General features: G+C 49.8%; 15 protein-coding genes and 1 pseudogene. 5 read left to right on the top strand and 11 right to left on the bottom strand.

Annotated features, from left to right (window positions below):
* Positions 1-151 precede the first annotated feature (151 nt).
* The 3 genes from HG66A1_RS20885 to HG66A1_RS20875 are packed head-to-tail and all read right to left on the bottom strand — an operon-like array spanning position 152 to position 3,771.
* Positions 152-1,816, bottom strand: a complete 1,665-nt coding sequence (locus tag HG66A1_RS20885; protein WP_145188459.1) for an NAD(P)-binding domain-containing protein — start codon at positions 1,814-1,816, stop codon at positions 152-154.
* Complete coding sequence (locus tag HG66A1_RS20880) at positions 1,813-2,901, bottom strand: 3-oxoacyl-[acyl-carrier-protein] synthase III C-terminal domain-containing protein (RefSeq protein ID WP_145188456.1); 1,089 nt, start codon at positions 2,899-2,901, stop codon at positions 1,813-1,815. The genes HG66A1_RS20885 and HG66A1_RS20880 overlap by 4 nt, the downstream gene beginning before the upstream one ends.
* A gap of 6 nt (positions 2,902-2,907) precedes the next feature.
* Complete coding sequence (locus tag HG66A1_RS20875; protein ID WP_145188453.1) at positions 2,908-3,771, bottom strand: hypothetical protein; 864 nt, start codon at positions 3,769-3,771, stop codon at positions 2,908-2,910.
* A 600-nt stretch (positions 3,772-4,371) separates the two neighbouring features.
* Between HG66A1_RS20875 and HG66A1_RS20870 the strand changes: the two genes are divergently transcribed.
* Entirely contained in the window at positions 4,372-6,612 is a 2,241-nt protein-coding gene (locus HG66A1_RS20870; RefSeq protein WP_197996727.1) for a recombinase family protein, read from the top strand.
* A 642-nt stretch (positions 6,613-7,254) separates the two neighbouring features.
* Entirely contained in the window at positions 7,255-7,776 is a 522-nt protein-coding gene (locus HG66A1_RS20865; protein ID WP_145188447.1) for a hypothetical protein, read from the top strand.
* 552 nt (positions 7,777-8,328) lie between these two features.
* On the opposite strand, the gene HG66A1_RS20860 is transcribed toward HG66A1_RS20865, so the two are convergent.
* Positions 8,329-8,520, bottom strand: a complete 192-nt coding sequence (locus HG66A1_RS20860; RefSeq protein ID WP_145188445.1) for a hypothetical protein — start codon at positions 8,518-8,520, stop codon at positions 8,329-8,331.
* Positions 8,521-9,005: 485 nt separating this feature from the next.
* Between HG66A1_RS20860 and HG66A1_RS20855 the strand changes: the two genes are divergently transcribed.
* From HG66A1_RS20855 to HG66A1_RS20850, 3 genes and pseudogenes are all read left to right on the top strand, one after another.
* Positions 9,006-9,944 carry a WD40 repeat domain-containing protein gene (locus HG66A1_RS20855; RefSeq protein WP_145188442.1) on the top strand — a complete coding sequence of 313 codons (939 nt, stop codon included), beginning with the start codon at positions 9,006-9,008 and terminating at the stop codon, positions 9,942-9,944.
* A 226-nt stretch (positions 9,945-10,170) separates the two neighbouring features.
* Positions 10,171-10,338, top strand: a pseudogene (locus HG66A1_RS32855) (WD40 repeat domain-containing protein); the annotation flags it as partial.
* Between the two features lie 132 nt (positions 10,339-10,470).
* Positions 10,471-12,222 (top strand): WD40 repeat domain-containing protein, encoded by a 1,752-nt coding sequence (locus HG66A1_RS20850; RefSeq protein ID WP_232106628.1) that lies wholly within the window; start codon positions 10,471-10,473, stop codon positions 12,220-12,222.
* A 563-nt stretch (positions 12,223-12,785) separates the two neighbouring features.
* Here HG66A1_RS20850 and HG66A1_RS32135 read toward each other — a convergent pair.
* From HG66A1_RS32135 to HG66A1_RS20820, 7 genes are all read right to left on the bottom strand, one after another.
* Positions 12,786-12,926, bottom strand: a complete 141-nt coding sequence (locus HG66A1_RS32135) for a hypothetical protein (protein ID WP_197996726.1) — start codon at positions 12,924-12,926, stop codon at positions 12,786-12,788.
* 122 nt (positions 12,927-13,048) lie between these two features.
* Positions 13,049-17,122 (bottom strand): WD40 repeat domain-containing protein, encoded by a 4,074-nt coding sequence (locus tag HG66A1_RS20845; RefSeq protein WP_145188436.1) that lies wholly within the window; start codon positions 17,120-17,122, stop codon positions 13,049-13,051.
* Positions 17,123-17,270: 148 nt separating this feature from the next.
* Positions 17,271-17,921 (bottom strand): hypothetical protein, encoded by a 651-nt coding sequence (locus HG66A1_RS20840; protein ID WP_145188433.1) that lies wholly within the window; start codon positions 17,919-17,921, stop codon positions 17,271-17,273.
* A 39-nt stretch (positions 17,922-17,960) separates the two neighbouring features.
* Positions 17,961-18,677: a hypothetical protein gene (locus HG66A1_RS20835; RefSeq protein WP_145188429.1), complete on the bottom strand. Its 717-nt coding sequence runs from the start codon at positions 18,675-18,677 to the stop codon at positions 17,961-17,963.
* A 112-nt stretch (positions 18,678-18,789) separates the two neighbouring features.
* Positions 18,790-19,782, bottom strand: coding sequence for a hypothetical protein (locus HG66A1_RS20830; RefSeq protein WP_145188426.1), 993 nt, complete (start codon positions 19,780-19,782; stop codon positions 18,790-18,792).
* Between the two features lie 152 nt (positions 19,783-19,934).
* Positions 19,935-20,399, bottom strand: a complete 465-nt coding sequence (locus HG66A1_RS20825) for a hypothetical protein (RefSeq protein WP_145188423.1) — start codon at positions 20,397-20,399, stop codon at positions 19,935-19,937.
* A 148-nt stretch (positions 20,400-20,547) separates the two neighbouring features.
* A complete protein-coding gene (locus HG66A1_RS20820) occupies positions 20,548-24,798 on the bottom strand; it encodes a WD40 repeat domain-containing protein (protein WP_145188420.1) in 4,251 nt (1,416 codons plus the stop codon).
* Between the last annotated feature and the right edge of the window lie 191 nt (positions 24,799-24,989).

Below are 24,989 nucleotides of genomic sequence, written 5' to 3'. Positions count from 1 at the left end.
GGTCGCCAGGGATAGACCAGCTATTCCCGTAGTCAGATTACAAAATGCTTCGCTCCGTTTGAAAGAGTCAGATCAGATTGGAAGCGTAAAGAGCCCCTCTCCTTTTAAATCCTGCATGATGGGCGAAACCTAAGAGAATGGCGACTGCGGTTTAGGGTCTTCGTTGGAACAATCTTCTAAAAGCTCGGTACACGAGGTCGAATGGCTTGAGCAACAGCAGGATCAGGATTAACGACTTGGGCATATAGACAGGAGTGGAGCCAAACTCTTCGAATGCTGGCTTATCACGATAGTCGTAATGCAGTGTTGTTGCTGGAGTCAGCTGCATGCGATACCAGACAGACAAAGAGCCGATAGAAGTCATCGTTGGGAACGTATTCATCAGTCTGGCAAGTTGATCACAATATGGAAACATCTCCACCGGGTAAATGGACTCCAGTCTTAAGTGCTTAAAGCGAACTTTTCTGCTGATCGCATCTGCCCGATGCAGTGCCTCGATATCAGCAGGACGAGGAAATGTTTCGGCGATTAACCCGCAAATATAACGTGCCTGCACCTCACTGATGGATGGGATGTTCCCAATAATCGGACGCGCGAAACCGACAAGGAACAAGTCAGGATAAGTTGCATGTACGCAGCCCAGGTAAAAGTCCGAAAGTTGAATGTGTCCTTCCGACAATTCACTCAGCCTCTCCTGGAACCCCACTGCCGGAACAACAAGCGTCGGCTCGATACGCTCTTCCTGATCGGAATCAAAACTGCGAAACACATTGAACTGATTGTCATCAGGAGGCCCGACAATGGTAATCCTGCCTGCTCCGACAGCATCTAAAAAATCATCGCTCTTGTTATGAAACATATTGAACAAGTCATCTTTAGCCGCTTTCGTAAGTTTAAAAGCCCACTCTTTTCGGATCTCCCGTGCATTCTGATCTATTTCAGAGGGCGATGAATCATCCACTATTTTGGCAGGAAATAGACTGCGGAATGTCTCCTGGTAACGGATTCGCAATTCGACGAAACGTTGGCCGATCCAGTTTCGAATATTTTCGTGAATCGATAGCATCAATCGATTTCTCAAAAAGTCCGATGGCACTCCTCGAATGGGATGATATCTGGGGCTGACTCGAATCCCTGACCTCAATGACAAAAAGACTTTATTATTCAACTCAGGCTGCGCAAGTCGGTTGGCATAATCAACGGCAGACTCTCCACCACCGATGACCACAATACGTTGTTCCGTAATATGCCCCAGCCCGTCGAGATGATTCAGTTCGGAAAGGGGCAACATCTTGATTTGACAGTCTATTTGCACCGGCTGAGCAGTCAGTCCAGTACAGAGGATTACACAATCAAAATATTCTGTGCTTGATTCTGACTGTTCTTCCCTCAGGTCAGTAATCAATAATTCCCAGCCATCTCGATCAACATTGCGAGAAATCCTGTCCACGCGATGTTGTGTGAGGATATTTCCCTGCAGTGAGAACTTTTCTGCAAATTGCTCCAGGTATTGGCCATATTCATCATTCCGAAAAAATTCAGATCGACTGGTTCCACCATCCGGATTCACATTGGCATTAAAGGGGGCAAAGCATGAAAATTGCGTGGTGTATTTGGTGGAAGTCGACACGAATCCCGGGTAGGGATTTCCCCAGCACCCGATGATACGATCCGACTTCTCATAACAGATGATCTCCCATTCGTTGAGAGATTCGAGAGCATTCTTGAGACTGATCAGACCACTACTTCCACCACCAATGATGGCCAGTCTTTTCAGTCGCGTTTTCACCTCTGGTTGTGTTTCGGTGTCAGTCATGGCTGCACCACAGTCAAACTGACAAGCACAAAATTGAATTGGCCCGACTCCGGAATGAACAACAAAATCCGGTCGCCATCTCGCAACTCATTCTGTCTAAGGAACTGGTCCAGCATAATGTAGATGCTAGCAGAACCAGTATTTCCAGCGGTTGCAAGATTGGTCCAATACGGAATCGGATTCTTGGGATTACTGGAATGAGATGCGATGACACGTTCCATTTTACGACGGAAGAAATACGACGACATATGGGGCAAAATCGTAGAATAGGTGTCGAGAGAATCGCGATGTGTTTCGAGGGCGATCTCCAGGAATTTGGTTGCCAGCGGAACCAGGTAGCTCGATAACACTGAAAGATCCTGGCTCAGCAGTGCCGTGCGACCTTCCAGTTTCATGCATAACGGGGCTTCATGAGCAAACGACATGGAGTGGGTCCAGTTGACTCGCAGAGATATCCGATCTGAGTCAGGACGATCTTGCAGCAGAAAAGCCCCAGCGCCGTCGGAAAGCATGAACCGCAAAAATATGGACATAAACCAGCGGCTGTTTCGTAAATTATCGTGCTGAGATCGATCGTCGATTGGTTGAATCACACTGGATTTTAAAATTTCTGATGCGTGCTCTGCACCCACACAAAGAGCGGTACGATGGTGGCCTACAGCGATTGACCGGATTGCAGCAACCATGGCATTAGATGCTGATGAGCATATACCTGCATGCGAACTGATCTCGACGGGATAATTCAGAAAGCCGTCTGCTCCCAGCCGATGGTGCAGGATCGATGCAAATCCGGGAGCTGCAAGTGGCGTGTAAGTCGTTCCGGCAGCCAGATACGTAATGGAATCAGCTGCTTTGTACTCACTCAGGCATTGCAGTGCGGCCCTGGAGCCCAGTCCATAAACATCATGTGTTTTTTGTTGTGAGTGATCCTGTGCATAATGACGGCGAACGATCCCGTTCATCGATAAGATTTTGGCTTTCGTCTCTGCTTCACCATCCAGCGATCCGATAAACCGCTCAATTTCGTCGTTTTCTACTGCAGGGCCCGGGAGGTAAGAGGCTGTCCGTGTAATATAACAGGTCATAGATACTCAAGAATTCTTTGAAACCGCTGGCTGATTCATCAGTATGTCATAGACGACCTCATCAAAGACAATGTGATAGTAGAGATACTGACTGGGATTGGAAAAAAATGCGCTGCTGTTGTAGTGTCCTCGATTACTCACTTCCTGCATAAAGAAATCCAGGTCGATCTGAACCTGCCTGTTTTCGGCATAGATTTGTTTCATGCACCAGAGTAGTACCGAGTCTGAACCAAATGAGTTCAAAGCCGTAATCGTGGTTTTCAGGTCACCAAAGATTGTGATGACAGTAACAATCAATATGACAAGATTGGTGGCCCCTAGAAGCTGAAACGAGTGTTTCCGGTTTTCTTCCAAAACCGCTTTACTGAATAGTTCGTGGTTTTCAGGCTTGATCGATCTAATGTATTCCAGATTCTCCAGGAAGACGGTCTTGTCAAATCGATCAACCAGTTCGTAGGAGAGCAGGTCGTGCCCGATTGTCAGGTTATTATCGACGATGGTTTTCGTATTCTCGACACCGAATTCTCCGTCGATCCCATTCAGCTTTTTCTGATTGTCTTCACTCACGGCATCACGACGTGAAAGCATGTGGCGATAAAGCAGTGGCTCGATCTGCACGTGCCGCATAAATACCTCAGCTGCGTCATGGCGCGCCAGATACTTAATGCCGAATGCCATCCAGAAGTCGATCAGGTACCCTTCAAATCCGAGTGGATTGCGTCGCAGAATAAACTTGATCGGAAAGCTGATGAACCGCAAAAAGAAGTAAAATACGATCAGCAAAGGACGCAGTAGAATAAAGTCCCAATGTGTTTTCTCTTTCGCGAAAACTTCATTCATGTAATCAGTGATATAGGGAAATCGTTGCATCGGACAATACTATACAAAGGGGTTGTCTGTTCGCAAGACACCTATAGCAGAGAGAGTGCTATAAAATTGAGAGGCGATGTTGAAGCGGGCTGATCGTATCTGGAGAAAAGCAAATCACCTTTGTTTTACACCGGGCGGAATCTGAAACCACAGTGCAAAACTGAGATGTTGACACCTTTGAACTCCGTATGCTTTTGGCAGAGAAAACAATCACCGGCAGAGGGAGCACTAAGTCTTCAAGATGTCTGGCCTGAGAATACGGTCCTTTTGACAAGACATTATTCTCGCAGACGAACTTGCTCATAGAAGCGAGTTATTCAATTCCCCTGGATGTGCTGAAGGGGAGCGCAGAATCTGTTCCTGTTGATGACGGTTTCATCGCCAGAATCTTTAAGGGACCCATTGCCACAATCTGTCACGACTGGGAAGCTTTAGAGCGGTCCATAAAAAGCAAAAAGCCGCTGAGTTATTGTATCATAACCCAACGGCAATCATCTAAGCGGAGAGAGGGGGAATCTCGGCCCCCTGTTTTCATCTTACTCTAACATAGTAGCGTTTAGGCGTCAAACCCCTATTTTTGTAGGGGAAGCAGTCTTATGGTTGCTTCTGGTTAGTGTTGGTTGTTTTCTGTTATTTGGCAATCGTTTCAGCACACTTTCAGCACAAATCGATTTTAGCCATGTTCCTGCCCCAGCCGCTGACGAGTCAGCTATTGTTTATGCTCGCAAACGACGGCGCGGCAAAAAGAAGCAGGAATCCCAGGATGTTCCGGAAATAGCTGCTGATTACTCTCGCTTCAGTTCCAATAATCAGCGAGATGAAAGTATTGATCAGCAGCAACAAAAGTGCCGAGAACATGCCTCCCGGTTAGGCCATACTATCCTACCCGCTTACGAATTTGAAGACAGGGCCGTATCAGGCACGAAGCTCGAAAGAGAGGGCCTGAATGCGATGCTGAAGGCAGCTGAACAGGGCAAGTTCAATGTACTTTATTTATATAGCCTGAGCCGACTGGCTCGAGAATCCGTGATTACCTTACCAATCCTCAAGAAGCTGGTCTATGTCTACGGAGTTCGTTGTATCTGTGTGACTGAAGGTATAGACACTGACACAACAGGCTGGGAAGTCATTGCTGCGATTTTTGCTCTGATCCACGAACAGTTTATCAAAGATTTGAGCGCAGCTGTTATCCGGGGTCAGGAAGGTGCCCTGCTCAGTGGTTATTCTGTGGGAGACTGGTGTTTCGGTTATGGCTCTGAGCCGGTGCCGGGATCGGAACAGAAACGCGCTGGCCGGAACAGTAAGCCGCGAAAAATCTATGTGATCAACCAGGAGCACGCAGAGTGTGTCAGTCAGATCTTTACCTGGTATGTCGATGAAGGAATGTCAATCAGCCAGATTGTCAGGAAGCTCAATCATTTAAAGGCTCCCAAAGATCATCGTTCTTCAAGTAATGAGTGGCACCATGACCTTGTCGTGAATCTGCTGTCGAATCCGAAATATGTTGGTGACTGGCCTTGGGGAGAGATGCAAAACGTGCGTGATCCTGAAACGGGTATTGTTTGCCAGAAGCCTCGGTCGGAAGAAGAGTGTGAACAATGGAAACGGGAATTTCCTCACCTGCGTATCATTGATGACAACACTTTTCGGAGAGCACAGGAGATGCTGGATGCCAATGCACAAAAGTGGGAAAAGCACCGCCGTGCGAATGGTAAATTTACCGGCTCATCCTCTGAAACGAATGGACGCCGGAAAGTCAAGCTATTGCATGGGCTGCTGAAGTGTGACCAGTGCGATAGTCCGTTCCATTCCGATGGCAAGCGAGCCCGTTGTCGCGGCGGAAAACGTGGTACCTGTAAATCCATCACCTCTGTGCCAGTAAAGCTGCTGGAATCGATGATCCTCGAAAAAATCGGGACGGTTATCCTGGAGGACAATCTGTGGTTTCAGTGTGTCTTCAATGATTTATTGAAGCTGCATCGGGAATACGAAAATCAGGTCCCTGCGACGATCAGAGAGAAAGAACGAGAGCTATACCAGCTGACTCAAAAGATCGAGCGTCTGGTCGATCTGGTCGAACAGGGGGATGCCCCTGAGGATTTGCAGCGGCGACTGAAATCCAGGAAGGAAGAACAGAAAGAAATCCAGTATGAGCTGAAACAGCTCCGGCTGGAGCGGAACCACGACCTGGGAACACCCTCCGAAGAGTGGCTGAGGGAACGGCTTAAGCAGTTGTTTGATGTTCTGCAGGAATCGTCGCCTGCCGCGAATAAGGCCTTGAGTGCGCTTATTGGCGGGGAAATCATAATGGAAGAGAACGAGATTCCTCTGAGAAAACGGAATTACTTTCGTGGCAAATTCCGACTCAATGTCAGAGGCGTTTCCAGCTTTCTTGCTGGCACCTCATCCTCGATTGAGAGGACTGGGCAGGGTGAGGAATTCGTAATTGACTTCATCCAGCCGGATAAAGCAGATCAGCAGCGAGAGATCGCCAAACGGATGTACGACGCCCAGGAACCGGAATTCAAAATTGCCGAAGCATTAGGCGTCAGCCGGAGTAGGGTTACGAAGCTTATAGATGAAGTATTTGAACTACGGGGCGAGAAAAAGCCGGATGGACGCTCCCGCCGATCGCGACTTGCTGTGAAACACAAAGAACCGCCTCCCTATCAGGCGATCGCAGAGGAGGTCATGAAACTGTTCAGAGAAAAGAAGGAGTATGGTGAGATCGCTGCAGCTCTGAATATCGACCGAAATACGGTGACCAGCTCAGTCAAATACTGGCATGAGCAACGTGGGTTGCCTGTACCCGACGGGCGAACTCGCAGGAAGTTTCTTTGACAGGCTCTGTTACTTTCTCCTGACAATTTCAGTTTGCCGACCACCTTTGCGGGTGGTCGGCCATGTCATTTTTTTAGATATCAGGGCATCTGACCGGCTTCATATATGATTACAGAAACAATCTAAATCAAACACCTTGATGACATGGTTGTTTGATTTACTCTAGGAAGCGATTCGTAACCGCGACCACAGGTCCGACAAAGTGGGTTGGTCACTGACTACGCACTCACTCTATTGCTAAAATCAACAATTCCAAAGAATTCGCTCAATTCTCTGCACGAATCCACCGCAAAGATCCTAATTCATCTGTCAATAGACTTATTTTCCCGTTAAAACTCCTATCAGCTCTGAATCGATTTAATTCCCGTACATGGAAGGTTGCCGGATCTACGAACCTGGGTCTTTTTCTGAGCACTTGACTGCTACTATCTGCGGGTTGTCAATCATCGAAAGATGACCAGATGAGTGTGAAGCTGACTGACTTTTAAGTCCAAGAAAACTCTACAAGGTCGGAATACAAATTCATGTGGCAGGTGTCGTTGATTAAATGGGTTGTTAGCTATCAGAAAACATCAAGCATCTTGAACACTCCCGATTCGAACCACTGAGTATCATAGTCCCGAAAATATGGAGAAATATATCGTGTATAAGATATTGACGATTATGGTTTTGGTCATGATGTCTGAAACAGTTGCTCTTTCAGAGGAATATCCTCATAGTTTTTTTCATGAATCAAAGCTGAGAAATAATACAATCGAGACATATTACATCTTTATTTGGGCAAATCGTAAAGCGACCGAGGGTACTATTTTCAAGGCGACTCGGATGAATGGTAAGGAATGGATGCTGGTAGGAGGAGGCTTGAATGCCAGTAGCCTTGATCAGGGTATTGATCAATTTACGATTGAATGGAATAACGGCGAGAGAGAAGTCGGAAGATACCAATTTGGTAAATACAAAGTTCTATCTCATTCCTCAGATGAATTCGCAGTAGGCACAACACAGAAATGGGAACATCAATCTATACCCTTGGATCTAAACTTAAAAATGAAAATCTGGATGTCAATTCATGAAGCCAAACCACTGCCCAAAACGAAGTCCAGAAAACGAAAAAGTTTCCAGATTTTGCGTTTGCAAGATCCAAGCGTGAAAAAAAACTTGTAGTCTCGCAGAAATTAAGACTGATGTCATTCGTCACTTAAGAAACTCTACTCATAACGACTCTTGTGTGTTCTGACTTAGTCAGTCATGAAATCAATGAGGCCAACAAAAGTTTCTCCCATCCACGTTTACTGAAGGAGCCCCACAGTTTTCAAACTTTTGATTGGCAGGTTAACTCAGATGCGTCTTCGATATTCAAGGTGAACTATGTTAACTCTATAACTTTGTTGCTGATATGCTATTACTTAGAAATCGTGGCGAAGGAATTAGGTCACACTGCCTGCTCCAACATTTCGGGACGCTGATTACCCAGAGGAAAATGGAGTCTTTTACGATTGTAGAACACTTGGAGTTTCACAGAATGGAGTTGAAGTCTGCATAAATTATGCAGTTCAACTCTAAGAAGCCAGATAAATAGAATTGCCCAACGCCGAATTATCCAGCATGCTGAAAATAAAAAAGCCCCTCCAGAGTTCTCTGCGAAGCATCAAACTCCAGAGGGGTGGGCAGGCACCCTACGCCCTACCAAATTCAATTCAAATGAGCAAAGTGCCGTTAGTGAAACGTTCCCGGTGGGATCTCATCTTTGTCCGAACCTTCGCCATGAAACGTGCCGGGTGGAATTTCGTCTTTGTCGATATCTCCACTTACGTGAAAACAACCACGAGGAACATGGTCTTTACCATTCTCAGCGGCAGTCCAACTGCCTGGGCAAACCTGATCCGGGGAAGATTTTCGTTCTTTCATCTGTCCATCCTTCTTGTTGAAACACGATCCGACCTTCTGTTCCATGAGCAGAGCCAACGGTCCAATCTTCATTACCAATAGGACTGGGCTGAGAATTTTTCAGTAACTTTTCGAATCTCGTCAGAAAAAGTCAATTCAGTCTGAAATAAAGCCGCATAATTCCTTATTTGGGTGATGGGAACCTCTGTCGGTTGACATTCTGTTCACGTACAGGCAATGATTGGATTTACACTTTCTTTAGCACTCACAAAAGTCAATTAGAAGACTTCAGCAGTAAGAATGAAGGGAAACCGTTGTGATATTTCAGGTCTCGTGTGAGGTTTGGCAGAATATTGGATTGACTGGCCCTCAAACAGAATTACCCGTCATGTTCGAATAAGAGCTGGATCGCAACGCATCTTAATTGCAAAGTGCAGATCTCACAGTTCAGAGTATATTCTCATACAGATAACTTGAATCATTTCATCTTTTGGAAAGTAGACTCTATGTTACAAATTACTTGTTTAACGGTTCTTCCCAATGAAAAACTGGCTATCGGCTTTTCTGATGGATCGATTTATATCCTCGATTTATCCAAAGTTGATCGAGTTATAAATTTGAACGCGCAAAGTGAGCATGTAGAGCACACCATCCAAGGAGTCCATAACGGAGCGATAAATTGCATCGCGTTTTATTCAGAGCCGGGAGGATTAAGGATCGTCTCTGCAGGCGATGCTGGACGGATCGTGATCAGTGATCCAAAGACTGGATCTGTAATCATGGTTATTGAGGGAGTCCACACAGCTGCGATCCTTGGACTTGCTGCCTATCAAAGCCCGGATGGACCGCGGATTCTCTCGGCTGGCTATGATGGCAGGATTATGATAAGTGATCCACAAACCGGGCAAGTTGAGCGTGCAATCGAAGGGACTCACGCAGACTCAATCCTTGATGTGGCAGTTTATGATAGTCCGGAAGGAATCCGAGTAATCACATCAGGATCGGACGGACGACTCGTAATCACTGATCCCTGGGCCGGCATAGTAGAACGAACTATAGAAGACGCCCATACAGGTCCGATCCAGAGTATTGCGGTGTATGAAGATGGAAGAAGCCTGCGGATTTTCACATCTGGATCTGATGGAAAGATAGTAGTCATAGATCCCCGAACTGGTGCAGTGGAGCAGATCATTACAAAACCAGACTTAGGTCTGGTTAAAAATATGGTCGTGTATGAGTCTTCAAAAGGACCACAGATCATTTTGCAGGCCGAGAGTGGAATCGTGATCGTTGATCCTCAGACAGGAGAAACCAAGCAGCTCTTCATTTTTGATTCTCCTGAAGAGGTTTTACATGTGGTAGTATTTGATGGTCCGAATGGGCCGCAGATTGTCTCTGGAGGTAAAGATAACAAAATCGTATTCTTTGATCCCCACACTCGATAGACTACTTAATCCGCCTTCGAAACCCGATTGGGTTGACGAGCCTCCCTGCCTGGCCGTGATTTAAGGAAAGTAAATTCTTCAACAGTCTATTGAATTACAAAAACAGAGGTGGCCGAACGATTATACGCAAACAGCCTGCACATCTGATTCCACTGGTGCTGTCCTATGGGGAACCAAATTTCTGCAAAGCTCTGCTGAGTCTATGTAAATCACGAAAGCAAACAACATGAGTCGAAAGATTCTTCGTGCCACCTATGCGCCTCAACCTCAGGGGCAATTGACGATGTCAGAACATCGTGCAGCTGTCAAAGCAGTCTGTGTATTCCCAGCGGGTGTCTACTGGGGACAGAGCTATGGCCCACGAATCGTTTCTGGAAGTAATGATGGTTCTCTCCTAATTTGGGATCCAGAAACTGGAGTGACAAACCGCATCGGCCAACATGAAGATCTGGTCAACAGCGTTTGTATCATGCCGGGTGCGAGGGATAGGGCACCACGGATTGTTAGCGCGAATCGGTACCACAGTGTGCGTGTGTGGTGTGAGCGGACGGAGGGCGACTGGGAGTGGGAGCTGGTTGGCCAACATAAACATTTCGTCCTTAGTGTTTGTGTCCTGCCGGCTGCGGATGGCGAGGCACCGCGGATTGTCAGCGGAACTTGGGACAATAAAGTGCTTGTGTGGATCAAGCAGCTGGATGGAGTCTGGAAGTCGGAATTAGTAGGCATACATGAAGAGGATGTCCGTAGTGTTTGTGTTCTGCCGGCTGCGGGGAGCGAGGCACCACGGATTGTCAGCGCGAGCAACGACAAAACAGTGCGTGCGTGGCGTGAGCAGACGGAGGGTGTCTGGGAGTCGGAATTAGTAGGCATACATGAAGAGGATGTCCATAGTGTTTGTGTTCTGCTGGCTGCGGGGAGCGAGGCACCGCGGATTATCAGCGCGAGCAACGACAAAACAGTGCGTGCATGGCGTGAGCGGGGGGATGACGGCTGGGAGTCGGAGTTGGTTGGCCAACATGAAAATTTGGTCCGTAGTGTTTGTGTTCTGCCAGGTGCGGGGGGGGAGGCACCACGGATTGTCAGCGGACACGATGACCACACAGTACGTGTGTGGCGTGAGCGGGGGGAGGACGGCTGGGAGTCGGAGCTGGCTGGCCAACATGAACATTGGATTAACGGTGTTTGTGTTCTGCCTGGTGCGGGGGGGGGCGTTCCGCGGATTGTCAGCGGCAGTGAAGACAAAACAGTGCGTGTGTGGCGTGAGGAGGCGGAAGGCGGCTGGGAGACGGGACTGGCTCGTAAACATGAAGATGTGGTCTTGAGTGTTTGTGTTCTGCCGGCTGTGGGGGATGGGGCACCGTGGATCGTCAGCGGGCACGGTGACCACAGTGTGCGCGTGTGGCGTGAACGGTCGGAGAGCGGCTGGGAGTCGATGCTGGTTGGACAACATGAAGATGTGGTCTCGAGTGTTTGTGTCCTGCCGGCTGCGGATGGCGAGGTACCGCGTATTGTCAGCGGAACTTGGGACAATAAAGTGCTTGTGTGGATCAAGCAGCTGGATAGAGTCTGGAAGTCGGAATTAGTAGGCATACATGAAGAGGATGTCCGTAGTGTTTGTGTTCTGCCGGCTGCGGGGAGCGAGGCACCACGGATTGTCAGCGCGAGTGATGAGGGAATGGTGCTTGTGTGGCGTGCGCAGTCGGAGGGTGTCTGGAAGTCGGAAGTGGCTGGTGAACATGCAAGTAGGGTCTCGAGTGTTTGTGTTCTGCCGGCTGTGGGGGATGGGGCACCGCGGATTATCAGCGCGAGCAACGACGAAACAGTGCGTGCATGGCGTGAGCGGGGGGATGACGGCTGGGAGTCGGAGTTGGTTGGCCAACATGAAAGTTGGGTCCGTAGTGTTTGTGTTCTGCCAGGTGCGGGGGGGGAGGCACCGCGGATTGTCAGCGGGAGTTTAGACAAGACAGTGCGTGTGTGGTGTGAGGAACAGAGAAAAGGTTGGGAGGAGCAAATCTGCCTCCAGCTGGATTCTTCCGTTTCTTCTTTGGCAAGTTACGAGCACTACATCTTAATAGCACAGGGTAATCAGACCGTTCGAGTCTGGCTACCAGATGAAGACCCGGAAGGACAACACATGTTATGGATAAAAGTTCCTGCATCACCCTGCGATGCAATCTGGAACATCGATCCCCAGGCAGGTAAACTACGAAAGCCAGAGATTATTGTCGGCACCAGCCGTGGCTTAGCGACTTTCACAATTGAAGAATTGCCGTTCTGAAACAGTACTTTCATGGTAAAACCACTCGTGATAGTTGCCGATTCCAGGATGCCAAACAGTGACGCACAAGATACACAAGCAATGATCCGATTCTGATGAAACAACAAGAGAGCACGCATGCTTCCTCACAACGCCGCATCAGGGCGGATCCTTCATTAACAGCTCTACGGTCTTTGACTAGCTGGCATTATATTTTTGTGACCATTGCTGACACCACTGTGCAATTTATTTCTGGGTGGCTCCCAGACTTAGAAATCAACGCGGGATTAAACATCCCTGGCAAACTCGCCCATCGAACAATTCACTATCAGCATTTTCAGTCGAATCGGCGAGATGTTCTGGAACGCATCACATTTAACCATAGCGTCTCTCAATCTAATATACTCGGTCTAAAAGGACCTGGAGACGCTACAGTAAAACTGGACACAGTCTAATGAAAAACCGTAATCTTGCTCTCCATTTTTGGTCTGTAATAAATCACGAGGCTTCCTTTTCTGGCGAAAAGCCAATGAGAGAAGTGAGACTGCGCAAACACGCAGCCTCACCATGGAAATGGATTCATCTCACAGGACGTGAAACGTGCCTGGCGGAATTTCGTCCTTATCAGATGAATCGGAGTGATTTTTCTCAGGCTCCGCGGCAGCAAAGATTCCCGGGGGAATCACATCAATCCCCGCATGAGGGGGAGATGCAGAATTCGACATGAGCATTCTCCTTCTAAGAGATCCACCCTGATCTGTTTTGCTACTCAGCAAAACGCAAGAAATCAGGGCTTCACACAGAGAAGGAAAAAGGTCAGAAGATTTCAGTCGGTTTTAACTGAATTCTATGAATCTGTTACGAATTCATAAACTTCCAGATGTTTGTCGACACCACATATCAGATGACTGTTTGATTGATCAATCGCTAGACAATTTGCTTGAACAAAAAGTGTGTTGAATAGGTCTGGATGAATTAATGTCTCTTCGATATTCCAGAGTTTTATTTTTTTATCTTCACCTACCGAGATGATCTGCGAATCATCCAAAGCTGCATACAAAGTCACACTCCTGATCCAGTTTGTATGGGCATCCTTGATGGTTCGCTCGACGGTACCGGTTCGAGGATTACTGATCACGAGCCCTTGATCCTTACCCACAGAGATGATCCGCGGGCCATCGGGACTTTCATAGATCGCCACACTGTTAATCCAGCCCGTATGGGCGCCCTCTATGGTTCGCTCGATGGTTCCAGTATCGGGATTGCTGATCACGATCCGTCGGTCTCTCCCCACAGAAACGATCCGTAGGCCATCGGGACCGGAAAACACGGTCACACAAGTAATCGAGTCTGTATGGGCGCCCTCGATAGTCCACTCGATGGTACCCGTTAGAGGATTGCTGATCACGATCCGTTTGTCCCACCCCGCCGTTACGATCCACGGGCCATCAGGACCGTAATACACGGCCACACTGGTAATCCAGCCGGTATGGGCGCCCTCGATGGTCCACTCGATGGTACCCGTTAGAGGATTGCTGATCACGATCCGTTTGTCGTTCCCCGCCGAGACGATCCGCAGGCCATCTGGACCGGAATACACGGCCACACTCCTTATAGACCCGATATGGGCGTCTATAATAGTCCGATCCACTAAACCCGTTCGGGGATCACTGATTACGATCCGCTTATCTCTCCCTACCGAGGCGATCCACGGGTCATCAGAATCGGAATTCATGGCCACACTCCTAATCCAGTCGGTATGGGCATCCCCTATGGTCCGCTCGATGGTTCCAGTCCGGGGATCAGTGATCACGATTCGTTGGTCTCTCCCCACAGAGACGATCCGCAGGCTATCGGGACCGGAATACACGATCACACTGTTAATCGAGTCTGTATGGGCGCCCTCGATAGTCCACTCGATGGTTCCAGTCCGGGGATTACTGATCACGATCCGTTGATCTCTCCCCACCGAGACGATCCACGGGCCATCAGGACCAGAATACACGGCCACACTGGTAATCCAGTCGGTATGGGCGTCCTCGATAGTCCACTTGATGGTTTCGGTCCAAGGATCTCTTATTACGATCCGTCCATCAAGGCCTGCCGTTACGATCCGTGGGCCATCAGGACTGGCATACACAGCCAGACTGGAAATCGAGCCTGAATGGGCCCCCTGGATAGTACACTTGCCAGTTCCAGTCCGGGGATCTCTGATCACGATCCGACTATCATCACCTGCTGAAACAATCTGTGGCCCCTCTGGATCGTCATATGTTGTCACACTCCTAATCTTGTCTGTATGAGCACCTTCGATGATCCGTTTGACGATTCCGGTATCGGGATCACTGATCACTATTCGTTTGTCGTCACCCACCGAGACAATCCGCGGGCCATCGGGACTTTCATAGATCGCCACACTGTTAATCCAGCCGATATGGGCGCCCACTATGGTTTGCTCGATGGTTCCCGTATCGGGATTGCTGATCACGATCCGTTGGTCCCTACCCACCGAAACGATCCGCGGGCCCTCCGGACCGGCATACACAGTCACACTCCTAATCCAGTCCGTATGGGCACTCTCAATCGTCCGTTCGACAGTACCGATCTGAGGATCGCTGATCACGATCCGTCTATCAGCCCCTGTCGAGACGATTCGCGGTCCATCGGGGCCGGCATACACTGCCACACTGCTAATCCAGTTTGTATGAGCTCCTTCGATGGTCAATGTATCGGGAAGTCGTAATCCCAGCTTTTTCTTCAGCCACTCAGGCCGATTATGTTTTCTAGATGCAGACCCGTCCCCTGTAAACACCTCCAGTTGTCTGGCCCACTGTTCGACCTCATTCCCCGGAGCTCCAAACCAGCAACAGCGGTTTATCACTTCCTGTAGCAGCAGATGAGGATGCTCCCAGGCAAACTGGCTATGATCGTTGGTTGCCTGATAAACCTGACGCAAAAACCGGTCCTGCGGTTGCGTACTACACAGTCGAGAGACCAGTTCGGGCACTGATCGCATGGACTCGATCGCTTCGCCGCGAGGCAAATCAGGCCAGAAGGTAACCAGCCGCGATACCAACTCCCGTAGCAATTCCTGATTATGCCTGCAAATTTCCTCACCCGCTCCCTCATCGCGGGTTTGGACCATTTCTCCCAAGAATTCTGCTACCAGCAGCCAGCGGGCAGGATCGTCCAGAAAGGTTTCTGCAATGACCTGAGGCCAGGCGTCTTCTAACGGCTCGTCTTGTGCAGGGAGTCCAATGCCTTCATACTCGCGCAGAGCACGCGCAGCAAAATAGTAAATCAGTGAGTCATGTGCAAACCCGAGACTGTCGTCTGTTTTTCGCAGCAGCCCCAGTTCAAAGAGTGCGGCCACTTCTTCCTTGGTGAAGACGCGAGAATAAGTGAGTGACTGGGTCAATAATTCTCCTATCGGCATCCAGGCGCGGCGGACTGGAATACGAGGGTTGCCTCCCTGAGGTCGGGTGAGCAGACGTTTTGCCTCTGCTGCAGAAAGACGAGTTTTTCCCTTTTGTGCCAGCATCGCCAGGGCCAGTCGTTGCATGGCGATGAGCAGCTCTTCGGAAGAGAGTCGAGTTCTAGTACGATTTTCATCTGACTCTTCCCGTTGGAGATGCTGTTGGGTGAGTTGAGCATAAATGTCTGCCAAGGTTTTGATCCGATTGAGGACTTCAGGAGGAAACGTGGAGACCCAGTGCATCAGCAACGGAATACTGATAACGGTTTCCTGTTCCCAGAGGTCATCGTCGGCTCCACGCTGGCGAATGGCGGCACGACGTCGAATGCGGAGCAGTCGTTTGAGGTGGGACAGTTCAGTCTCGGGGTCGTGTTCGCTGCGGGGGAACCTCGTATCCGGCTTACCTGACCAGTCTTGCAACCAGCGATCAAGGTGGCCAAACAGGTCGTTTTCCACCTTACGAATTCGCGAGAGATAATCGATGGCCACCTCATCATCCAGAGGTAACAGATCGTACTCCACGAACTGAGTAGCGCGTGTGCCTTGATGAGTCAGGTTGTGCAGAATCTTATCCTCTTGACCGGCGACCCGGTAAATGACGATGCAGCGATGTCCCAGTTGAGGACCATAACGTTTCTGAAACCGGATGAGTGCGTCGGCATAGCGATCACGGGTCTTGGCCGGGGCATGATTGAGGTCAAAAAACAGCAGGAACTTCTGTGATCCCAGTTGCAGATAGCGTTCAAGGAGTCGAAGCTGAGCAGCTTCAGCGAGTTTCAGATGTCCCAGACACTGCCGGGCAATCAGCTTCATAATGAAATCAGCGTCATTGCCTTCAGGCAGCGCGTTGTCGGCGACATCGATCCAGACCGGCATAAAGCCAGCCAGCGGCGCAGCAACTCTGTCTGTTGACGTAGGAGCGAGTCGATGTATCTCGGGCTGGTTCGGATAGGGAATCCAGGTCCGATCACTGAAACAGCGAAACCAGGCGCACCACGACCCCACCGTTTTCCCGCCACCACTGCGGGCACTGATCAGCAGGCCGTGAGAATCACCGTTAGTTTTGAGGAGTAAATCGGTCAGGTCCTCCCAGGTCCGATGACGATCATCGGCCAGGCAGATGGGGACCGGACAATAGAGGTCGGCATCCGACATGCCGGCGAAGAAGCGATCCGCCGAGGTCCAGAAGAACAGTTCGCGGCAAAATTCTCGTAGCGCTGGCTCATACTCTATTGCTATCTCGCTTCCATGTGCCGTCCACCACTTTTGAAAAGCCTGTCTGACACGGTCGCGGAGATCTGTCATTCCCAACAGATCACGCACAGGATCGTCTGCCGTGGAGTAATTGGATGAATCAACGGCAATATCAGAGGTCACCAGTCGACGTGCGATCGCAGTCCGAAAGGCTGTGAAACGGAATGTACCATCAAAGCTGCGTATCGACATCAGATTACTTTCCACGGAAATTTCATTTTAGGAATTCACATTGTTTACTCTGAATATGACCACCGGAGACGTGATTCGCAAGTTCTTTGGTGACTGTTCTTTAGTCTCATTGTGATCTGGTAAGAGATAACAACAAAATACAAATATTTCAGTTGTCAATCTGCCTGACCAGTGTGGCCAGCCGTCGGTGATTTTCATCGGATTGATCTTCCGAATAATCCAGGTATGCCTGTAGTCCCTGTCGAACCAGCGCGGCCAACTCGGTATTTTCATCAGCACGGGCATCTTTAAATAATGTGGAAGCTGATCGCCCGGCAACCACTGGCGGGTTTTGAACTGGCTGTTCTGTTTGAGAAGCAACCTCATTCGACACGACAGGTGTCGGAACCAGATGGGCATAGCCAAATCTGTATAACAACTGTCGTTTCTGTTCCGGATTTTCGACCGATTCCAGAGTGATGGCGGCAGCCAACTGTTGACGGGTGATCGTCTGATTCTCTTCATCTTCCTTGGAGGCAATTTCAAAGGCTCGGACCAGAGCAGCACGCACACGCGGGTGATTGGTCATCGGTTGGCTCTGAACCGGGGACTCTCTGATAATGGAATCGGCTGAAATCAATTCGGTTGGAATCAGGCAACGGTCATTGACCAGTTCTGCAAACTCATTGAGCGCTTCCGCGAGATGCGATATCCGAACCAGTCCGTGTTCCGCCCGGAGCATCGCCAGGCGGAACACGGAATAGGCTTCGTCATTCATCAACGAGTAGATTCGGCTAAGAGTGATCGTCGTTTCCGGCATTAGAACCTCCCTGTTGAGAAGGAATCCTCAGGAAAGAATTCAGCCAAGGTGCAACAGCCTCTTGAAAATATTGGCCAACAAACTGTCGGAGTGCTTCTCTTCCTCAGATTCATTCGGACCAGGATCGACCTGGATCTGTTCCTGCTCCCGCAAAACCTGGACTACTGCTTCATACGTCAACTGGGCTTGCAGTTCCGACAAGCGATTACCCTGCTCAGCAGCGATCCGGCTTTTCAGATCCATCACTCCCATCAGAATCATCGCCGCGGTCAACTTGGGTTCCTGACTGAAATCGTCGTTAAGCTGCTTCAGGGCGCGCTGAATCTGCTGACGACGTTCATCATCCTCGCTCAAACCGGCAACCAGTTCCTCTGCGGTTAAAGAGACGGATTTTGGATGCTTAGCAGGGTCTACAGCTGGCTGTTGATCCTCAACAGTACGACCTTTATAAGGCCGTCGAACCTGTGATTTATTTTTTAAGGTCAGCCGACAATGAATGCCTCTAGCTCCATCATGAGTGCATTCTACCTGGTAGATCACTGAAGGTTGATCTCCCTCAGGCTGAAATTTAAATTCCACCTGTTTGTCTTTTGACGTGAGTTTGCGATGAATTCTCTGAAATTGAGTGGAAAGTTCAGCAAGGTTCGGTGGTTCATTCCCTCGGATTACGGTTAGCACAAACATGCCTCCCTTGCTCCGTGGGGCAAACGTCATTTCTTCTGGGTATCTGATGTTTTGAGTGACAGTCTGCGACATGGGATTCAGCTCCTGTGAGTGAGATTTACTGCAAAATCACGAGCCCCACCACACCGGTGAGACTCGTGATCTGAGAGATTGCTGTGGTGATTGTGATGTTCATTCCGGTGGTTCAAATCAATGAACGCCCTGCTTCTTTAATCGGAATGCACCAGTGGGGCATATGCTCCAGGTCACTGGCCAGCATGTGAACCACGCGGCTGACAGCAGCCTCCTGTTCCGCAGAGGTACGTTCATACTGGACCGGTAAGAGCCCATTCAGAAGAGTCCATAACAGCAGAGGCGTGGTGTTATAAGACTCAGCATAACGATCTTTCAGCCGATACATGGTCGTTGCCCCAGATTCAGATGGGCTTACGATCGGTTCTGCATTTTGCCAGCCAAATGCACTGGTCGGAATGATGGCGGCACTGAAGACCTTCTGAGACTGATTGACCACCTGAACCAGCGGACGCAGCCAACGCATCAACAGCTCATCAGTGAGTTCGTTGCGGGCTTCCTCTTCACTGTCAAACAGAGAATCGAGTTTTGTAACAACAATGCCCACCGAGCAGGACGCACGGTCTCCATGGCGTCGTAGCGCGGTACTCAAATACTTTGCTACCAGGCGATTGTCTTCCATGAAACGCTGCTCATCCTGGCGGCTGCCTCCCAATGGTGGTACCGCTACCATGGGTAACAGGGCATGAGAATTAGAGGCCCGCTCCAGCAGGTTCTCATATTCATGCATTTCCAGGTCTGTACTGCTACTGTTTGTGCCTGTCAACACCTGCCCAATCGCTTCGTTGGTAATCAGCTCGGCAACCGCATCTTCAGCTTCACAGAGTTCGAAACGCATTTCGTAGGCATCCTGACTGGTATTGTACCCCCCAGACTCGGCTTCGTCGCGACGTCGACGCAGGTCCTGCAGAATTTCGTTGGCCATCATGGGATCTTCCGTCCCAAATGTGAGTCCCGATGACAGCGGAATATCCACAGCCTCTTCAAACCAGGCCGTCTGGATCGCCGTTTTACCGGTTGCTCCGGTGGCAATCATTTGCATGATGAACTGAATCTTTTCGATAATTTGTCGCTGCTGCGACTTGAGTGATTTTAAAAACTTCATCTGATTCTCCTTCAGGATGGGATGATTTGACGCGAAAACGGTTCATTCTCATTCAATTGCCGGCATTGCAATGAATGGATTCAAAAACTGGTACGTGAGCACTCATAAGCCAAAAAATAATCCACTCGAAACGAACCATGACAGGGCACAGATTACGAGCGTTTTTTCAGCAGATCAGCCACCTGTAAAGCAGGCTGACGTTCCCGACGGGTCAAGCGGCGTAAATCTTCACGCGAGACAGAGCGATGGTCTCCATTAGAAGTGTGGTTTCCCGTATCAGCGATGGTTCGACGACGGAGCACATTCTTTTTGGGGCGACGCCAGTAAACCAGCAGCATCGTCGCGGAAATGGCAACTCCAATCAGGGCCGGAATCTCGACGGGCAATTGCATTGCCTCTTCCATCAGTTTTTTGCCGAGTTCACTGACAGTGGTGCGAATCCAGGTACTGCGGTCGGGAGTGGCAAACAGAATTGCCAGTCCACTGGCTACAGCACCAATCAACGCACAGACGGCCGGCACTCCCACCAGCCAACGCGCGGTCTTGCTTCCCCATGCCGAGGGGAGAAGCTGGAGCATACAGGTCACAAAGACCCAGGCGACTATCCACTTGATCATTTTGTCTCTCCTTCTGATTGACCGGCTGGTTTACCGGATCAGGCTGATGCAACGCAGGCTGCCAGGCGATCTGGCTTGTTTATCCCTGGTTGCTACACCCTACATAGGAGAGAGGTAGAATAATTTCAGTTAGTTTTATTCGTTTTGATCAATTTGTCACGAATTCATAAACTTCAATATGATTACCCACACCGCAGATCAGAAGTTTATTAGACTGGTCAATCGCCAGGCATCTGGCATTGATATGGAGGGTGTTGATTGGTTGTAGGTTTTCTGATGTGTCTCCATTCCAGGCAAGAAATTCTTCCATCTTCCAGACTTTTATTTTTCCATCTTTGCCTGTCGAAACGATCCACGGACCACCCGGACCGTCATACACGGTCACACTCTGAACCCTTGCTGTGTGGGCGTCTTCGATGGTCAGCTCGACAGTTCCTGACCGGGGATCACTGATCACGATACTTTCAGAGTCTGCTGAGACGATCCGCAGACCCGACGGACCGGCATGTACGGCCACACTGTTAATCAAGCTTGTATGAGCGCCCTCGATAACCTGTTCCACCACTCCAGATTTTGGATTACTAATCACGATCCGACCATCCCACCCCGCCGAGATGATCCGTTGCCCCTCCAGATCTTCATACACGGTCACACTGTTAATCGGGCCTGTATGAGCGCCCTCGATGGTTTGCTCGACGGTTCCGATACGGAGATCACAGATCACAATCCTTCCTTCCCCGTCTCCCAACACAATCCGTGGTCCTTCCGAACTTTCATACACATTAAGGCTACAAAAAACAACTAAATCTGAAAAATCGATGATCTGTTCCACCTCTCTCGTTTTTGGATCACTTCTCATGATCTGTCCAACATAACCCAAAAAGACAAGCTGCGGGCCATCCGAACTTTCATAAACGGCTACCCTGACTTGTCTAGCGAATTTTCTTCCCTCGATAACGTGTTCCACTTTTCCTGTTTTTGGGTCACTGATTTTGATCGTATCTTTGATATCGCGCGAGACAACCCGCGGTCCATCTGGACCTACATATGTCGTCATCTCCTCAATCCGGCCTGGAAAGGTCTTACTGAGAATCCGCTCTGATGCCCCCATCCAGGGATCAATGATCACGATTCTACCATCATCGAAGCCTACCGAAACAATCCGTAGCCCCTCCGAATCAGTATACGTCGTCACGCCGAATACCCAGCCTTGATGGACATCGTCAAGGATCATTTCTACTGCCCCCGTAAGTGGATTCGAGATTACCACTCGTCCATTGGCCTCCGATGCTGAGACGATCCGCGGCCCCTCCGGAGTGTCATACACGGCCACGCTTCTAACATCGTCCCAATTAGTTTGGTCGAGGATCCGGTCCAATGCCCCCGTCCGGGGATCAATGATATTGATCTGCATCCCCACTCCCGCCGAGACGATCCGTGGTCCCTCCGTACTTTCAAAGGCAGTCACACAGTTAATCCTAGATGCATGGGCATCCTCGAGAATCCGCTCGACGGTTCCTGTTTGGGGATTACTGATCACGATCCGACTATCATCACCTGCTGAAACAATCCGTGGCCCCTCCAGAGCGTCATATGTTGTCACACTCATTATCATGTCTGTATGAGCTCCCTCGATGGTCCGTTCGACGGTTCCTGTTTGGGGATTACTGATCACGATCCGACTATCATCACCTGCTGAAACAATCCGTGGCCCCTCCGGAGCGTCATATGTTGTCACACTCATTATCATGTCTGTATGAGCTCCCTCGATGGTCCGTTCGACGGTTCCGGTTTGGGGATCACTGATCACGATCCGTTTGTCGCCCCCTGCCGAAATGATCCGCGGTCCATCCGGGCTTGCATATGTCGTCACACTAAAAATCGAATGTGTGTGGACATCGTCTAGAATCTGTTCGACATCTCCCGTTTTTGGATCACTGATCGCAATAGATCCATCTCTCCCCCCTGAAACAATCCGTGGCCCATCAGACCCTTTAAACACAGCTACACTTCTAACTCCTCCCCAATGAACCCCATTGATGGTCAGCGAATCGAACATCCGTTGCCCCTGTGTTTTCTTCAACCACTCAGGACGGTTGGTGTTTCTTGAAGAGGGCTCCTCTTGAAGAAACTCATCCAGTTGCCTGGCCCACTGTTCCACCTCATTGCCCGGTGCACCGAACCAGCGGCAACGGTTCATCACTTCCTGCAGCAGCAGATGTGGATACTCCCATGCAAACCGGCTGTGATCGTTGATCGCCTGATAGACCTGCTGCAAGACCTTATCGTGAGGTAATGTGCTACAAAGCCGCGAGACCAGTTTCGGCACCGGTTCCATGTACGCAATCGCTGCGTCTTGAGGTAAATTAGGCAAGAAGGCTACCAGTCGCATTACCAGTTCTCTCAGCGCTTGAGAAGGCTGCCCTTTCAGCCTGCCGTTTTCCGGAGGCAGAAGCATTGCCCCTCCCAGAAACTCAGCAGGTAACAACCAGCGACCAGGATTTTGAAGCAGAATATCAGCAATCGTTTCGGACCACTTTTCTGGCAAGATACTGCCGACTCCTGGCTTCCCCGGCTTTTTAAATTCCCTTAATGCCATTCCCGCAAAATAGTAAATCAACGAGTCGTGAGCAAACCGCAGCTGGTCTCCTTCCTGACGGAACAGGCCATGGCGGAGGATGGCCTGCGCTTCTTCCAGTGTGAATTCCTGGTGATTGTAGTCCGACTTCGCTAACGACGGCATTTTAGAACTCTTGAGATGCCAGTCCCGGGAATCATCTTCGGGATACTCGGATGGATCTTCCAGCAGATCACAGGCTTCATCGACTTCAATAGTCGTGCCTACCCCTTGTGCTAGAATCGCCAAGGCAATTCTGGTCATCCCGGTGACCATTTTTCCGGTCACAGGTTTTCTGTTTTTCGCTTCCCCCGTCTGATATATCTTTAAATCAATCAGATACTGATGAAGGCCCATCTGCGGATGTTCGCGTCTCAGATGCTGGCTCACGATCTCTCGATACAGGTGCGTCAGATTGGCAATACGTAACAGGGCCTGCGGTTCCAGCAACGAAACCCAGTGCATCAGCAGGGGAACACTGATCAATGAATCGTTGTCTTCTTGTGTCTGGTCCGAGTCGCTCTCATATGCTTTGGCCATCCGGGACCGACGAATGAGCTGTTGTAGCAGCGTGCGGGTCTGCAGCTCACTGCCATCCAGAACGGGCTGGCAGAGGAGGAAAGCCGAATTTTGATTCTCAAACCGCTCGTTGATCTGATTCGTCAGGCCGGTAATGGGATCCTTCCACAGCCGCTGTTCAAATTCACGGATTTGGCCACAATATTCGATAGCTTTATCATCTTCGATCGACTTCAGATCGTACTCCTGAAATCCGGGCCACTGACGATCGGTATTCGAGAGCAGTCGCTGTATCACGCGGTCGCCTTTGCCGGCGCCACGATACACGACGACGCAGCGGTGTTTTTTTCCCAGCTGGGGGTGCTTCTGGAAGGCAATGATTGCTTCCGCATACAGTTCCCGGTCCAGCTCATTGGCATGGTTGAGATCAAAGAACAGGACCAGCGATGGACCTAAGTGCAGCTGTCTCAGCATCGCCCGCTGGCGTGACTGGAGTTCGTCGTCTGTCGTCGCGGGCTCTTTATGGGTATTGGCCACGAGAAGTTCGATCAAGACATCAGGTGAACCAGCGTTTGTTCCCTCTTCGATCCTCTTGATTTTCTGATGATGTGTTAATCCTGCAAAATCAGACCAGATTCTTTGTTTAAGAGCAGTCTCATGCTGCAACGACACCCAGACAGGAATAATGGAAGGAGATGGTTGCTGTTTCTGTTCCTCTGCAACATGCTGTTGCATCCCTAGAAACAGTAAATCCGCCTGGCGGCAGGCGACGGTCTTTCCGCCGCCGCTGCGGGTGGTAATCAGTACGCCCTGTCGGCTCTGTTCCTGCTGCAATTGAATCAGAAACGCACTCAGCTGGCTGGCCTTTGGGATGATTTCGGTTTCCGAGCCCACTGTTTTGCGCTGGATCACCGGGAGCGGATGATACAGAGGAGCTTTCGTTTCAGAGCCAGCCCAGGTGAAAAATGTGGCGGGTGTGGTCAGAGCCTTGACATGCTCCAGAAACCAGCGTCGATCCTCATCGGAAGGTAACGACTGGAGCTCATCTTTATGCCAATTAAGGAAGACATCATAGGCCCGTTGCCGGAGTTCTACCAGAGCCAGGATATCCAGGGCCGGGTCGTCGGGACTTTGCAGCACTCGAAACTTTTCTTTCAGCTCCCCTTCAGATTCGCCCCAGCGCGGCTGGACACGTCTGGCTCCGGATTGACGAAACAGGGAGAAGCGATATACCGCGCGAGAAGAATACTGCTGGGTGACCATGGTGTCCTTTCTGGGAGATGAACTTTGGTCAATTATCACATGGACCGAGAGAAAAGATCAACCTACGGGCAGAGAAAGGTCAACCGGGGACTTCAACCAGGACGATGCATTCTTTTTATTTTAATAATGAAAGACACGCACGGCGTGCATGAAGGGCTTTCAACCTCCATAGGAAGAGGGACCTCAGATTT

Source organism: Gimesia chilikensis (assembly GCF_007744075.1).
GTDB classification, from domain to species: domain Bacteria; phylum Planctomycetota; class Planctomycetia; order Planctomycetales; family Planctomycetaceae; genus Gimesia; species Gimesia chilikensis_A.
The sequence above is the reverse complement of the archived record's forward strand: the minus strand, read 5'-3'. Positions and strand labels throughout refer to the sequence as shown.

What these genes read in the sequence shown, in the direction of transcription:
- HG66A1_RS20885 (WP_145188459.1), bottom strand. Translation starts at nt 1,816, where the DNA reads ATGACTGACACCGAAACACAACCAGAGGTGAAAACGCGACTGAAAAGA.
- HG66A1_RS20880 (WP_145188456.1), bottom strand. Translation starts at nt 2,901, where the DNA reads ATGACCTGTTATATTACACGGACAGCCTCTTACCTCCCGGGCCCTGCA.
- HG66A1_RS20875 (WP_145188453.1), bottom strand. Translation starts at nt 3,771, where the DNA reads ATGCAACGATTTCCCTATATCACTGATTACATGAATGAAGTTTTCGCG.
- HG66A1_RS20860 (WP_145188445.1), bottom strand. Translation starts at nt 8,520, where the DNA reads ATGAAAGAACGAAAATCTTCCCCGGATCAGGTTTGCCCAGGCAGTTGG.
- HG66A1_RS20855 (WP_145188442.1), top strand. Translation starts at nt 9,006, where the DNA reads ATGTTACAAATTACTTGTTTAACGGTTCTTCCCAATGAAAAACTGGCT.
- HG66A1_RS32135 (WP_197996726.1), bottom strand. Translation starts at nt 12,926, where the DNA reads ATGTCGAATTCTGCATCTCCCCCTCATGCGGGGATTGATGTGATTCCC.
- HG66A1_RS20845 (WP_145188436.1), bottom strand. Translation starts at nt 17,122, where the DNA reads ATGTCGATACGCAGCTTTGATGGTACATTCCGTTTCACAGCCTTTCGG.
- HG66A1_RS20840 (WP_145188433.1), bottom strand. Translation starts at nt 17,921, where the DNA reads ATGCCGGAAACGACGATCACTCTTAGCCGAATCTACTCGTTGATGAAT.
- HG66A1_RS20835 (WP_145188429.1), bottom strand. Translation starts at nt 18,677, where the DNA reads ATGTCGCAGACTGTCACTCAAAACATCAGATACCCAGAAGAAATGACG.
- HG66A1_RS20830 (WP_145188426.1), bottom strand. Translation starts at nt 19,782, where the DNA reads ATGAAGTTTTTAAAATCACTCAAGTCGCAGCAGCGACAAATTATCGAA.
- HG66A1_RS20825 (WP_145188423.1), bottom strand. Translation starts at nt 20,399, where the DNA reads ATGATCAAGTGGATAGTCGCCTGGGTCTTTGTGACCTGTATGCTCCAG.
- HG66A1_RS20820 (WP_145188420.1), bottom strand. Translation starts at nt 24,798, where the DNA reads ATGGTCACCCAGCAGTATTCTTCTCGCGCGGTATATCGCTTCTCCCTG.